Consider the following 13,431-nt stretch of genomic DNA (forward strand, 5'->3'; position numbering starts at 1 on the left):
GCCCCCTCCAGCAGAGTTACAAAACCTGATCAACGCAGTCAGTACCGGCCGACCACTCAGCCACCACCTCCCACTCCCGCCTTAACAAACCACCGCTAATCACCGCCCCTATGCCCGACCAGCGAAAACGCCGCCCTCAGATTCGGAACGACAACAGCCACTTACCCGCCACCTCTGCCGTCGTGAGCACATGAGCGACATCGTCCAAGCCGATTGCCGGACCGCACTCACACGAACAGACCGCCACTTTCTACCGTGACCTTCGAGCGTGAAACCGTCACCACAGCAGCCCTCGACATGCCACGGCCAATCGTCCACGAGGTCGTTAGACAATCTACGACTCCTACGGCTTGCGTAGGACGGCCATTCCGGCATCCGGGAGTATGACGCGGTCGGTGGGGGCGGCCCCTGGGGTGAGGACGTCGGCCATCGGTTCGGGAAGCCTGATCTCCACGCGCCGGTGACCGTGGTTCAGCAGGAAGAGATACCGGCCGCCGTCGCCCTCGCGGACGGTCGCCTGGACCTGGTCGGGAAGGCCCGCCAGGACCGGCCCGGCCTGCGCGCTGCGGCACACCTCGTCCGACAAAGCCCGCATGGTCAGGGGCGAGAGGCGCGTGGCGACGTACCACGCGGTGCCCTCGCCGAAGGCGTGGCGGGTTATGGCCGGCCGCTCGCAGAGCGGTCCGTCCTCGAATACGGCGACCGCCTGCGCTCCGTCGAGCAAGACGTTCTCCGACCACATGTCTGCGTGGCCCACCGTCCCGTCCTGGTGCCGCACCCGCACCGTCTCCCGCTCGGGCAGCGGCCAGAACTCCTCGACGCGCAGCCCCAGTACCTCGCGCAGCGGTGCGGGATAGCCGCCCGGGTGGACGCGGTCGCACTCGTCGACGATGCCGGAGAAGAACGACACCAGCAGATGGCCGCCGTTACGGACGAACTCGGTGAGGCGTTCCGCGTCCCGCTCCCGCAGCAGGTACAGATTGGGTACGACGACGAGGCGGTAGGCGGACAGGTCTCGGTCGGGGGGTACGACGTCGCAGGCGATGCCGGCTTCGAACAGCGGCCGGTAGTGGGCGAGCGTGATGTCCATCTGGTTCAGCGCGGTGGACGGACGGGAGTCCAGCTCCAGGGCCCACCAGCTGCTCCAGTCCAGCACCAGCGCGACCTCGGGGGTGGAGCGTGTGCCGGCGATCTGCGGCACCGAGGCCAGTTCGCGGCCCAGCTCGCTCACCTCACGGAAGACGCGGGTGTCGGTGCCGCCGTGCGGGACCATCGCCGAGTGGTACTTCTCGGCGCCTCCTCTGGACTGGCGCCACTGGAAGTACAGCACCGCGTCCGCGCCCTGCGCGACGGCCTGCCAGCTCCACAGTCGCATCCGCCCCGGCGGCTTGGGTCCGTTGCGGTCACGCCAGTTCACCGCGCTGGGCGCCTGCTCCATCAGCATCCATGGCTGCCCGCCCCGTGCGGAGCGGGTGACGTCGAAGACGAACCCCGCCGAGACGTGAGCGTTCTCGTCATGCGGATCCTGGTAGACGTCGACCGAGACGATGTCCTCCTCGGCGGCCCAACGGTAGGCGTCGACGGGCTTGTGCACGCCGACGAAGTTCGTCGTCACCGGTACGTCCGGGGTGATCCGCCGCAGCACCTCCTTCTCCGCCAGGTAGCACTGCAGCAGCGCATCGTCGGAGAAGCGCGCGAAGTCCAACTGCTGCGCCGGGTTGGGGAAGGTCGGGGCGAGCCGGGGCGGCAGGACCTCATCGAAGCTGTCGTAGCGCTGGGACCAGAACGCCGTCGACCAGGCGTCGTTGAGCGCCTCGACGCCGTCGTACCGCTCGGCCAGCCAGCGCCGGAAGTCTGCCGCCGACTCCTCGCACCAGCACTGCGGAGTGTGGCAGCCGTACTCGTTGCCGATGTGCCACATCTCCAGTGCGGGATGGTCCGCGTACCGGGTGGCCAGTCGCTCCACCAGGCGTGTGGCGTGGCTGCGGTAGATGCTGCTGGAGGGGCAGTAGTGCTGGCGTCCGCCCGGCCACATGCGGCGGCCGTCGGCGGTCTCGGGGAGGATCTCGGGGTGGAGGCGGGACAGCCACGGTGGCGGGGAGGCGGTCATGGTCGCGAGGCACACGGCCACCCCCGCCTCGGCGAGGTTGTCCATGACCCGGTCGAACCAGGTGAAGTCGAACTCGCCGGGCCGTGGCTCCACCTTGGCCCAGGAGAAGATCCCGGCCGTCACCAGGGAGACGCCCGCCTCCTTCATCAGCGTGATGTCCTCGGCCCACACCTCCTCGGGCCACTGCTCGGGGTTGTAGTCGCCGCCGAAGGCGATCCCGGCCGGGCGAAGCCGCTGCCGGGCATCGGTTGCCATCGTGTCAGTCTGTCGCATGCCGGCCAGTCTTGGAGCGTCGTATTTACTCGTCAAGATATATCCATAATTAATTGAAATTGTTGGAGTGGGGTCCAGACAGCCGAGGAGGAGAGCTTCCGAGAACGGAACGCCGTAGGCCGGCGGGGCGTCCGGCGGCATCCCGGCAGCGAGGGCGCGCGTATCGCGGCGCCCTGCAAGGTCAGGCTTCCTCCTGGCCGTAGTCGTTCCGGTAGCGGGCATGCAGAGCATCCACCGTCTGTGGTGCCAGAGCCACGGACTCCCCGAGCTGCCGCGCGAGATGCACGGTGCGCGCCACGTCCTCGCACATGACGGCGGCCTTCACGGCGGCACGCGGGCTGTCGCCGATGGCGAAGACCCCGTGATTGCGCATCAGCACCGCTGGCGACCGGTGCCCGTGCAGGGTCTCGACGATGCCGCGGCCGATGGCGTCGCCGCCGATCGGGGCCAGCGGTCCGACGGGGATCTCGCCGCCGAACTCGTCGGCCATGGCGGTGAGCACGCACGGGATGGGCTCGCCATGGGCCGCCCAGGCGGTCGCGTAGGCGGAGTGTGTGTGGACCACTCCATGCACCTCGGGCAGGGCCCGGTAGACGTAGCCGTGTGAGGCGGCATCGCTGGACGGACGCAGCGTGCCCGCCACGGCTGCACCGGACAGGTCGCACAGCACCAAGTCCTCCGGTCGCAACTCGTCGTAGGGGACACCGCTCGGTTTGATGAGCATCAGGTCCGGCGCGACCCGGGCCGAGACGTTGCCGGATGTCCAGGAGACCAGCGCGTTGTCCACAAGGGACCGGTGCAGGGCGTGCAGTTCCTCGCGCACCTCGGCGATCGCATCGAGCATCAGTGTTTCCTCGTCTTCACTGCGTGCAGGCGGTGCAGGACGTCATTGCCCCCGCGACCGAGATAGTCGTGCAGCCGCACATACTCCTGGTACAGCTGCTGATAGATCTGCTGATGCCCCGGGACCGGCAGGTAGGCGGCACGGCGGCGGCTGCCCATGGCGGCGGACGCGGTCCGCACCTCGGGATGGATCCCGGCGGCGACCGCGGCGTGGATCGCCGAACCGAGGGCAGGCGCCTGCGCGGACTCCACCACACTCAGCGGCAGCCCGGTCACGTCTGCGTAGACCTGCATCAGCAGCGGGTTCTTGACCAGGCCCCCGGCGGCGACAAACTCCGTCACCGGCAGGCCCGCGGCACCGAAGGCGTCCACGATCGTGCGAGTGCCGAACGCGGTGGACTCCAGCAGTGCCCGGTAGACGTCCACCACCGTGGTCGACAGTGTCACGCCGAGCAGAGCTCCGGACAGCTCGTGATCGACCAGCACCGACCGGTTGCCGCCCAGCCAGTCCAGGGCGAGCAACCCGTGCTCGCCCACCCGCTGTCGCGCGGCGAGGCCGCTGAGCACCTCGTGCACGTCACGGCCCGGTTCGCGGTAGCGCTCGGGTACCGCGCTGTCCACCCACCACGCGAAGATGTCGCCGACTCCGCTCTGCCCGGCCTCGTACCCGAAGGACCCGGCGACGATGCCGCCATCGACCACCCCGCAGGCACCGGGGACGTCGCGCAGCACGTCGGCGTTCATCACGTGGCAGGTGGAGGTTCCCATGATGGCCAGCAGTTGTCCGTTGTGGTGGGTCTGGGCCGCGGCCGCGGTGACGTGTGCGTCCACGTTGCCCACCGCGACGGGGGTGCCTTCGGGCAGCCCGGTCCACGCGGCGGCCCGTGCGGTCAGCCCGCCCGCGCGGCTACCGAGAGCGGTGAGCGGGTGGGCGACACGTGTGCGGTACACATCGGCGAACCGCGGGTGCAAGGCGGCGAGGTAGTCCTCGTCCGGGTAACGCCCGTCCTGGTACAGGCCCTTGTATCCGGCCGTGCAGGGGTTCCGTGTCTCCTGGCCCGTCAGCTGCCAGATGATCCAGTCCGCCGCCTCGATCCACCGTGAGGTGGCGGCCCACACCTCGGGGTCCTCTTCGAGGATCTGCAGGGCCTTCGCGAGCTGCCATTCGGCGGAGATCTTGCCGCCGTACCGGCGCAGCCACGGCTGCCCCGACGTGCGTGCGAGTTCGGTGATCCGGTCGGCCTGGGCTTGGGCGGCGTGGTGTTTCCACAGCTTCGGCCAGGCGTGCGGGCGGTCGGTGAACCGGTCCAGGGTGCACAGGGGCGTCCCGTCGGCGAGCACGGGCAGCGGGGTGCTGGCGGTGAAGTCGGTGCCCACCCCGGCTACGCTCGCCGGGTCGATCCCGGCCTGTCCCACCGCGGCGGGCACGGCCTCGCGCAGCACGGACAGCCAGTCCCGCGGGTCCTGCAACGCCCATAGCGGCGGCAGCTCGGCCTGTGTCCCGGGCAGGGCGCGGTCGATCACCCCGTGCTGGTACGGATGCTCGGCGCACGCCAGCTCGGCGCCGTCGGCCGCCCGCACCACGAGCACCCGTGCGGACAGTGTGCCGAAGTCGATCCCGAGGACATGCGCGGTCATGGCCGTCCGTCCCGCCACTCGCGCAGGAACCGCAGGCCCTCCACGGCGAGCACGTCCTGGGATTCGGCCAGCGGGCGCCAGATGGAGGCGGCCGTGGCGATGGAGGCGTTGTCCGCGGTGAACGATTCGATGCCGAGCATGCCGCGGTAGGAGATCTCGGCGAGACAGTCCCGGATCAGTGGCCAGTTCTGCAGATCGTGGCCCGGCGCGCCCCGGTCGTTCCCGCAGACCTGTAGATGCAGCAGGCGGTCGCCGGCCACGCGGAACGCCGCGCGCAGGTCCCGCTCCTCGATGTTCATGTGGTACGTGTCCAGGTTGAGCCCGACGTTGCCGGGCAAGTCCTCGATCAGCTCCCGCGTCTGGGCCGCCGTGTTGAGCAGGCTCGTCTCGTAGCGGTTGAGGGGTTCGACGGCCAGCGCGATGCCGCGCTGCCCCGCGTACTCTGCGCATTCGGCAAGGCTGTCCCGCAGTTCCCGCAGTGTCGCCTCGCGTTCCGGCGGGGACATCCGCCATGTGCGGCCCACGGATGTGTACATAGGGCCGATGACCATCGCCGCGCCGACCCTCGCTGCCGCGTCCACCGCAGCCCGGACATAGCGCTTTGTGTCATCGATCGTGACCGGGTCGGCCGCCGCCAGTTCGCGGCCGGGTCCGAACACCGCGCCCACCACACAGCGCAGTCCTGATTCCGACAGCAGCGCCGAGGTCGCGCCGGGATCCCAGTCGCCGATGTTCTCCAGTGGCAGTTCCACGGCGTCGAACCCCCAGCCGGCGATTTGAGGCAGGGTCGTGGCCAGCAGTTCATCGGTCAGCGGTGAGTGCCACACGAAGGTGTTCACCGCGATGGGCAGGTCTGTCATGCGAATCCTCCGAGAAAACCTCTCACTGCGGCCGGGCCGGGCATCGGGCTTCCGACAGAGCGGGGCAACGGGACGCACCGGGCGGGCGGCCGTGGGTGAGGCAGGACGCTGTCCCGACCGCCGTGCCGGGCGCGGCGGCTCAGCCGTGAGGCTGAGGAGTGTCCGTCGTCTTCGGGCGAGGTTGACGTCAATTGATCACCGCCTCCAGCACGTCGCGCACATATGCCCCGTTGCGGGTTACGGCTTGGTCGGGGTTCGCCTCGGCGTCCGGTGACTCGTCCTCCAGCACGATCCAGCCGGCGAAGTCCGTGCCCGCCAGGAACTTCGTGATCGCCGGGATGTCGATGATCCCTTCGCCGGTCCGTGCCCAGGAACCGTCCGCGTGCATGTCCTTGACGTGGACGTGGTCGACGCGGTCCCGGTGGCGGCTTACGACGTCCATCGGGTCCATGCCGCCCTTGGCCAGGTGGCCCAGGTCCGGGGTGAAGCCGATCCGCTCCGGCAGGTTCGCCAGCAGGTACTCGTAGTCGGCGTCGGTGCGGAACACCGACCCGGCGGGGGAGTTGGGATGGAACGTGCAGTGCACGCCCGCCGCCGCGGCTCTGGCGGAGACGGCGTCCACGCACGACAGCAGGTTGTCCTGGCGGGTGCGGAGATTCGCGCGGTTCAGGCCGGGGTACTGGCAGAGGTTGATGATCGCGCCGTCGATTCCGGCGACCGCCTCGATCGCCTTGTCCGCCTCGGCGGCTTCCACCTCCGTCTCGCGAGGGCCACTCCAGTCCTCGACCAGGCAGAGCGCGGCCAGGCGCACGCCGTGGTCGGCCAGCGGCGACCGCAGGCCGGACGCGGTCCAGTCGTCGCCGAGCATCACCACCTCGGGTTCGAGGCCGGCGAACCCGGCCTTGGCGCTCACCGAGATCATGTGTTCCAGTCGGCCCCGGTAGGCGTCGATGGTCAGCTGCCAGCTGTAGGTCTGGCAGGCGAAGCGAATGTGGGTCATCGCAGCCATTCCTCGACGATCGCGTTGAACCGGTCCAGCTGTTCCCAGTGGTGTGTGTGTCCGGCGCCGGAGAAGACCTCCAGGATCGCGCCGGGGATAGACTCGGCGATCTCGCGGGACAGGCGCGGCGGGACGAACAGGTCGGCGTCCCCGGCGGTCACCAGGGTCGGTACCCGGATGCCGCCGAGCCGGTCCAGCGCGTCGTGGCTGACGCAGGCGGCGGCCTGGGCGCTGAACGCGGCGCAGGACATCCGGTCGGGCGCCGTCCGCTCGGCCAGCAGTTCGTGCCGGTGTGCCGCGAACCATGCCGGTGTCCAGATCAGCCATTGCAGCAGTGCGGTCGCGGCTTCGGGGCGGTCCCAGATCCGCGGCAGCGTCTGGAAGATCACAGCGGTGTGCGCATCGCAGCGGGCCCAGCTGGCCACCAGCACCAGCCGCGACACCAGCTCCGGGTGATGCAGCGCCAGCTCCTGGGCTATTGCCCCGCCCATGGATATCCCGGCGACCCGCACCGGCCCCAGGCCCAGCCCGCCGATGAGTTCGGCGTAGTCGTCGGCCATGTCGGCCGTGGTGTACGGCCCTGGCGGGGCCGCGGAGCCGCCTGCGCCCCGGTTGTCGGCGACCAGACACCGGAAGCTCCGTGACCAGGCGGCGGTGTGCGGCTCCCACGCGGCGCCCGGCGCGCCCAGTCCCATGATCAGAACGAGCGGTTCGCCCGCGCCGTACTCGGCGTACGCCAGCTTCATCCCTTGACCCCTCCCATCGCGAGCTTGCTCTGGATCCGGCGGCTGAGCAGCAGGTAGATCAGCATCGGCGGCCAGACGGCGATGAAGATCGCGCCGATCAGGTAGCCCCAGAACGTGGTGAACAGCCCCTGGAAGTGCGCCAGCCCGAGCGGAACCGTGAAGTTCTGGCTGGAGCGCAGGTACACCAGGGGGAACAGGAAGTCGTTCCAGATCCACAACGCGTAGATCGTGCCGACGGTGGCGAACGACGAGCGGGTCATCGGCAGGATGATCCGCCACAGCACGGCGAGCCGGCTCGCCCCGTCCAGCAGGGCCGCTTCCTCGATTTCCTTTGGTATGGCGAGGAAACTGGCGCGCAGGAACAGCACCGCGAACGGCGCCCAGCTCAGGTACTGCAGGATCAGCGAGAGCCTGGTATCGGCCAGGTTCAGGTGCGACATCTGGAGGAAGGACGGCAGCGCGATAATCTGCGCCGGCACGAACTGTCCGGCCACGAAGATGACGAACAGCAGATTGCGCCCGCGGAACTCCATCCGCGCGAACGCGTAGGCGGCCATGCCCTCCAGCACCAGGATGCCGAACACGGACACTACGGTGATCAGCACGCTGTTGACGTAGAGCTGTCCGAAGTCACCCGCGTTCCAGGCGTCGGTGATGTTGGTGAAGGAGAAATCCTTCGGCAGTGAGAAGGGGTTGGTCACGATGTCCGAGGAGTTCTTGAACACGCTCATCGTCAGCCAGAGCAGCGGGGCGACGATGACCAGTGCCAGGCCGGTCAGCCCCGTGTAGGAGACGATCTTCGCGGGCCGGCTGAGACGGGCGAAGTTCATTCGGTCTCCTTTCCGGTGCGCGTGAGTCGCAGCTGGATCAACGCGATCACCAGCAGGATCACGAACAGCAGCACGCCGATCGCGTTGCCGTAGCCGATGTCGTTGCCGCCGAAGGACACCCCGTACAGGTAGGTGACGATGGTGTCGGAGGCGTGGAAGGGGCCGCCCGCGGTCATCACGTACACCGTGTCGAACAGCTTGAACCCGGTGACCAGTCCGAGCAGGAACACCGTGGTGGTGACCGGCCGGATCACCGGGAACACCACCTGCCACAGAATCCTGCCCTGGCTCGCGCCGTCCAGTTCCGCGGCTTCCAGCAGGTCCTGGTCGACCTGCCCGAGGCCGCTGATGAACAGCAGTACCGACAGCCCGAAGTTCTGCAGAATGTAGGTGGCGATCACCGCGGGCAGCGCCCAGGTGCCGCTGCCCAGCCACGGCTGGCGCAGCCCGCCGAGCCCGATCGCGGACAGGGCTTCGTTGACCAGCCCCTGCGAAGGGCTGAACACGAAGATCGCCAGCATGCCGACGGCCACCGAGGAGATCACGACCGGGGCGAAGAACACCAGCCGGAAGAACCGTCCGCCCTTGATGCCCGCCTGGATGATCGCGGCGATGACGAAGCTGCCGACGCATTGGATGATCAGCACCGCGAGCGCGACCACCAGGTTGTGCCAGACGGAGCGCCACAGCAGGCCGTCGTGGACCAGCGTGACGTAGTTGGCCAGCCCGAGGAATTTCGCCTGGCGGATGTCGATGCCGTCCCAGGAGAAGAAGCTCAGCGCGAAGGCCACCAGGATCGGGAACAACTGGAACGACACGTAGAACACACCGGCGGGCAGCAGCAGCGCGTAGGCGCTCCAGGAACCCTCGCGTTTGCGGTCGGTGGGGCGTGCGGCCTTCTCCGCGACGGGCTGAGACGGGGCCGGCGCGTCAGCGCGTACCAATGACATCGGCTCACCCCAGTTTCCGCTGCGCTCGCACGGTCGCCTCCTCGAGCTTCTGGCAGAGTCGCTCGGGGCTCAGCTCGCCGGTCATCAGGCCGACGCTGCCCTGCCAGATGTAGCGGGAGTAGATGTTCACGTCGATCGCCTGGTCGTTGAACAGGGCCGCGCCGTCCCGTCCCGCGTTCGCGCTGAAGGAGTTGATCCGGCCGAACAGCTTGCCGAGCACTGGACTGTCCACCTTCACCGCTGAGGCGTCGAACCGGTACGGCGGGGAGACGAACATCGAGCCGGACCACCTGGCCAGACTGTCCGGCCGCGTGAAGTAGTCGAAGAACTTGCGCACGGCGTCGGCGTTCGCCTTGGCGGACACGATGATCGTGTCATTGCCGAGGGTGACCTCGTTGCCGTGGCCCGCTCCGCCTTCGACCGTGGGAAAGAGCATCACGCCGGGCGTGAACGAGGGCGGGGTCTGTCGCATGGTCGACAGCAGCCACGAGCCCATCTCGTAGAATCCGGCCTTTCCGGCCAGAAACTGGCCGTCCGTGGTCGCCGCGGCCTCACCGAGAAAGCCGTCCTGGAACAGCGGTTTGAACGCCAGATAGTCGCGGAAGGCGGCGATCACCTGGTCGTCTGTCCACTTGATCTTGTCGCCCTGCTTGGGCAGGACCGTCCGGTTGTACAGCTGGGTGGCGGCGGCCGAGCCGAGCCTGCGTTGCACGAGGTCGTTGAGGTAGTGCCCACCGGGCCACTGGTCCTTGGCGCCGATGAGGATCGGAGTCCCGCCCGCTTTCTTGATGTGGGACATGGCGGCCAGCCACTGCGAGGTGGTCGTGATCGCGGCCGCGTCGACGTGGTATTTGGCCAGGTAGTCGGGGTTGTAGAACACACAGTTGCCGATGGTTGCGCCGTCCGACAGGCCCCAGATCTTGCCGTCCACCTCGGACCCCGCGACGGCGCCCGCCCTGGCCTTGGACTTGATGCCCTGGTAGATCGAGGTGAGGTCCATCAACACGCCGGCCCGGGCGAGGTTGTACACCTCCGGGCCGGAGATGTCGGTGGCCAGTGCGGGAGGCGTGTTGGACGAGAACGCGGTGCGCACCGCGGGCTGGTAGGTGGAGCCGCTGCTGGGCTGCACCTGGTTGGTGATCTTGATCCCGGTGGCCTTGGTGAACCCGCTGAACATGGCATTCGCGGCCTTCTGCGAGTTCGGATCGGACCAGCGGTTCATGAAAGTGAGCGCGGTAGCCGCGTTGCCCCCGTTGGAGGACAGGCTGCACGCCTGAAGAGCGGGAAGCCCGGCGGCGAGCAGTCCCGCGCCCGCGCCCGCACGCAGAAAGCTCCTGCGTGACAGCGCTCTTGGGATACGGTCAGGATACGGAGCCGGTGAATTCATCGTTGAACCTCTCTTGAAAAGCTGCGGGCGAGTCAGCCCAGACACCAGCGAGTGGCGTTGACGAGCAGGCCGCGGAACGCCTCGAGTGCGAAGTCGTCGGGGTGCCCGAGGCTGGTGTAGAAGACCCGGCCCTGCGGGCGCTCCCGCACCCAGGCGACCGGACTGGGGGTCGGCGCGTTCTCCGCATCGACCGGCTCGCCGTGGAGCAGCGGCCGACAGTCCGGCTGAGGTCGCACGCGGTACAGCCAGGACCGGGAGGTGAACCGGTCCGGAATCCCTGCCAGCACCGGATGTTCGCCGGGCACGCGGGTGACCGCAGTGCGCGAGGAGTGGCCGTGGTGGCTCACCCAGGGCGAGCCGAGGACGTCGCAGCCGAAGCCGTCGTTCCATCGGGCCCACGGTGAGTCATCGGGATAGTGGAAGGCGTGGGTGGCGGTGCGCAGGCCCAGGACGCTCCCGCCACGCCGTACGTAGTCGGAGAGCTGGACCATCTGCTCGTCCGGCAGGATGCGGAACCGGGTGTATATCACCAGCAGGTCGGCGTCGGCCAGCACACCGAGGTCGCCGAAGCTGGAGGCGGGGAAGTCCGGCTGGTCGTCGAGCACATCCGGCACCCGGTAGTGGACCTTCGCGCCGGGCAGCTCCGCACCCACGTCGTCGGCGTACGCCGCCATCGTGCGGTGGGATCCGTACTCGCCCTCACCTGCGAGGATGACGATCGAGTTCATCGCAGGCCCCCCTCGCCGTGCGGGAGCAGGAACACCTTGCCGCACTCACCGGTGTCCTGGAGGTCCATCGCGCCGGACACGTCGTCGAGTGGGAACCGCGCGGTGACCATGGTGTCCAGTGCGTCGGCCGCGGCGCGCACGGACGTCCACATGCGATCGGCGTACCGCTGATGGTTCCAGTGCCAGCACCCGAAGACATCCGCTCCGATCGGCACCAGCGGCGGCAGCACGACCTCGCTCCCCCAGGCCACGATGGACAGGCGGCCACGTGGGCGCAGCGCGTGGGCCGCCAGGCTCGCGGCCCCCGGGGCGCCGCTGGTTTCGACGGCTGCGTCGACGCCGGTCAACTCCCCGGGGGCGAGGGCGCCCGGGTCGAGGACCTTGGCGGCGCCGAGTTCGAGCGCCAGTTTTTTGCGGAATTCCTGGTTCTCCAGCGCGAGCACCCTCGCCCCGCGCACCGCCGCGTGGATGATCGCGCCGAGCCCCACCGGTCCGCAGCCGGAGACGAGCACGGTGTCCAGCGCGCCTGTGTTCATCCTGGTGTACGCGGTGAACCCGGGACCGAGTCCGCACACGGTGAGCGCGGCTCGCCGCAGCGGGATGTCGTCGGGTACCGGGAGCAACAACCAGTCCGGCTTGAGCGCGTACTCGGCATAGGTGGCGGTGCCGTAGGCGTTCCCGCTCTCGGTGAGCACATCCCGCTGGTCGGGGCAGTGGATGTGTTCTCCCGCCGTGCACAGCGAGCAGACGCCGCACCCGTTCTGCGGCATGATCACGACCCGGTCGCCCGCCTGCACGCGGGTTGATTCGCCGGCGTCCACGACGATCCCGGCCGCCTCGTGCCCCAGGGTGTCGCTTAGGTTCCCGGCGCGACGATCCCTGAACTCGGTGCACATCGGAGCGATAAGGATCTTGACGACCACGAGGTCGCGATGCGCGCGGGGCCGTTCCCGATCGACGAGCTCGACCTGTCCCGGCGAGGTGATCGCGGCGGCCTTCATCGCGTCGCTCCGCTGCGGCGGGCCCGGTCGGCGAGCGTGCGGACGAACGGCACGGCGGTGGCGGCATCGCGCTCGGTGGTCGGGCAGAAGCAGAAGTCGACCGTCCACCAGTCAAGATCGAGGGCGGTACGGCCGAGTGCGGCGATGATCCCGTCGAAGTCGAGCTTGCCGGTGCCGAACGGCAGGTGTGCGCTGGTCTCCTCATCGTGCAGGGAGCCATCTCCGTCGATCAGGTGCAGGTGCCCGACGTAGGGGGCGAGCAGGCGCGCGTATTCGGCGACCCCGCCGGCCAGCAGCTCCGGGTCGTCGCCGTGCCGGGCGCCGGCGACCGCGCCCGCGTAGGCGTGCGAGGTGTCGAACAGGACGGTGAAATTCTGATGCGCGACGGTGTGGATCAGTTCCTGGACGTCGCTGGGCCGGTTCAGCCAGAAACCCGGCTCGAACTCCCACACCATCCGCACTCCGGCGTCCGCGCAGCGCCCGGCGGCCTGGCGCCAGGTGTCGGCCAGGTGCTCGAGACGTGAGCGATCCACCGGGCCGGGCGGGGAGATCGAGTCCACCCGCAGCGTCGAGATTCCCATACGCCCGCAGAAGGTCAGCACGGACTCGATGCGCGCGAGGTAGTCGGCGGCGGGCACGTCGGCGGGCGGGGTGGAATGGAGGTCCGGGGCGTAGGCGGAGACACCCAACCCCAGTTCGGCGAGCCGGTCCCGCAAGCGGGCGCAGTCGGCCGGGGTGAAATCCTCGTCGTGCGGGTGTGGCCGGAAACCGTTGATCTCCACGCCGTCGTAGCCGACCTCGGCGGCATAGCCGCACAGCCGGTCGAAATTCCAGGGATCCGCAGCGAACGGGCCGAAGGCGAACGCCCAGCTGCCCAGCGCGATCCGCGGTGCTGCTTCGTCGGACACGATTGTCTCCTTGACTGGACCCGACTGTTGGAACGCACTCAAGCTAGCCCCGGGACCTGCGGAATCACTTGGAAGAAAATGCGCCGCTGTTGGAAAAAACTGCTGTGGAGCTCGACGGCACCCCGATCTCCAGCGAGTATTTGGAGCGGAGGTGACC

The 13,431-nt window shown here is 68.8% G+C and carries 12 protein-coding genes; all 12 read right to left on the minus strand.

Annotated elements, in window-relative coordinates:
- Window positions 1-343: 343 nt before the first annotated feature.
- Entirely contained in the window at window positions 344-2,383 is a 2,040-nt protein-coding gene (locus tag J2Z30_RS47300) for a beta-galactosidase (RefSeq protein ID WP_078956355.1), read from the minus strand.
- 181 nt (window positions 2,384-2,564) lie between these two features.
- Window positions 2,565-3,227: an L-ribulose-5-phosphate 4-epimerase gene (locus J2Z30_RS47305; protein WP_044566428.1), complete on the minus strand. Its 663-nt coding sequence runs from the start codon at window positions 3,225-3,227 to the stop codon at window positions 2,565-2,567.
- The gene (araB, locus tag J2Z30_RS47310; RefSeq protein ID WP_044580606.1) at window positions 3,227-4,864 is read right to left on the minus strand and encodes a ribulokinase; all 1,638 of its coding nucleotides are present in this window, start codon (window positions 4,862-4,864) and stop codon (window positions 3,227-3,229) included. Before araB ends, J2Z30_RS47305 begins: the two co-directional genes overlap by 1 nt.
- A complete protein-coding gene (locus J2Z30_RS47315) occupies window positions 4,861-5,724 on the minus strand; it encodes a sugar phosphate isomerase/epimerase family protein (RefSeq protein ID WP_044566429.1) in 864 nt (287 codons plus the stop codon). The genes araB and J2Z30_RS47315 overlap by 4 nt, the downstream gene beginning before the upstream one ends.
- Before the next feature lie 187 nt (window positions 5,725-5,911).
- Window positions 5,912-6,724, minus strand: coding sequence for a sugar phosphate isomerase/epimerase family protein (locus tag J2Z30_RS47320; RefSeq protein WP_044566431.1), 813 nt, complete (start codon window positions 6,722-6,724; stop codon window positions 5,912-5,914).
- A complete protein-coding gene (locus J2Z30_RS47325) occupies window positions 6,721-7,470 on the minus strand; it encodes an alpha/beta fold hydrolase (RefSeq protein ID WP_044566432.1) in 750 nt (249 codons plus the stop codon). Before J2Z30_RS47325 ends, J2Z30_RS47320 begins: the two co-directional genes overlap by 4 nt.
- Window positions 7,467-8,300: a carbohydrate ABC transporter permease gene (locus tag J2Z30_RS47330; protein ID WP_044566433.1), complete on the minus strand. Its 834-nt coding sequence runs from the start codon at window positions 8,298-8,300 to the stop codon at window positions 7,467-7,469. Before J2Z30_RS47330 ends, J2Z30_RS47325 begins: the two co-directional genes overlap by 4 nt.
- Window positions 8,297-9,250, minus strand: a complete 954-nt coding sequence (locus tag J2Z30_RS47335; RefSeq protein WP_044566434.1) for a carbohydrate ABC transporter permease — start codon at window positions 9,248-9,250, stop codon at window positions 8,297-8,299. Before J2Z30_RS47335 ends, J2Z30_RS47330 begins: the two co-directional genes overlap by 4 nt.
- 4 nt (window positions 9,251-9,254) lie before the next feature.
- On the minus strand, window positions 9,255-10,472 hold the full coding sequence (locus J2Z30_RS47340) for an ABC transporter substrate-binding protein (protein WP_209469147.1): 1,218 nt from the start codon (window positions 10,470-10,472) through the stop codon (window positions 9,255-9,257).
- A gap of 197 nt (window positions 10,473-10,669) precedes the next feature.
- A complete protein-coding gene (locus J2Z30_RS47345; protein ID WP_052701079.1) occupies window positions 10,670-11,365 on the minus strand; it encodes a ThuA domain-containing protein in 696 nt (231 codons plus the stop codon).
- Window positions 11,362-12,366 (minus strand): zinc-dependent alcohol dehydrogenase, encoded by a 1,005-nt coding sequence (locus tag J2Z30_RS47350; protein ID WP_044566435.1) that lies wholly within the window; start codon window positions 12,364-12,366, stop codon window positions 11,362-11,364. The genes J2Z30_RS47345 and J2Z30_RS47350 overlap by 4 nt, the downstream gene beginning before the upstream one ends.
- A complete protein-coding gene (locus tag J2Z30_RS47355; protein WP_044566436.1) occupies window positions 12,363-13,274 on the minus strand; it encodes a sugar phosphate isomerase/epimerase family protein in 912 nt (303 codons plus the stop codon). The genes J2Z30_RS47350 and J2Z30_RS47355 overlap by 4 nt, the downstream gene beginning before the upstream one ends.
- Window positions 13,275-13,431 lie beyond the last annotated feature (157 nt).

Origin of the sequence: Streptomyces iranensis, from assembly GCF_017874715.1 — a bacterium.
In the GTDB taxonomy this organism is placed as follows: Bacteria; Actinomycetota; Actinomycetes; order Streptomycetales; family Streptomycetaceae; genus Streptomyces; species Streptomyces iranensis.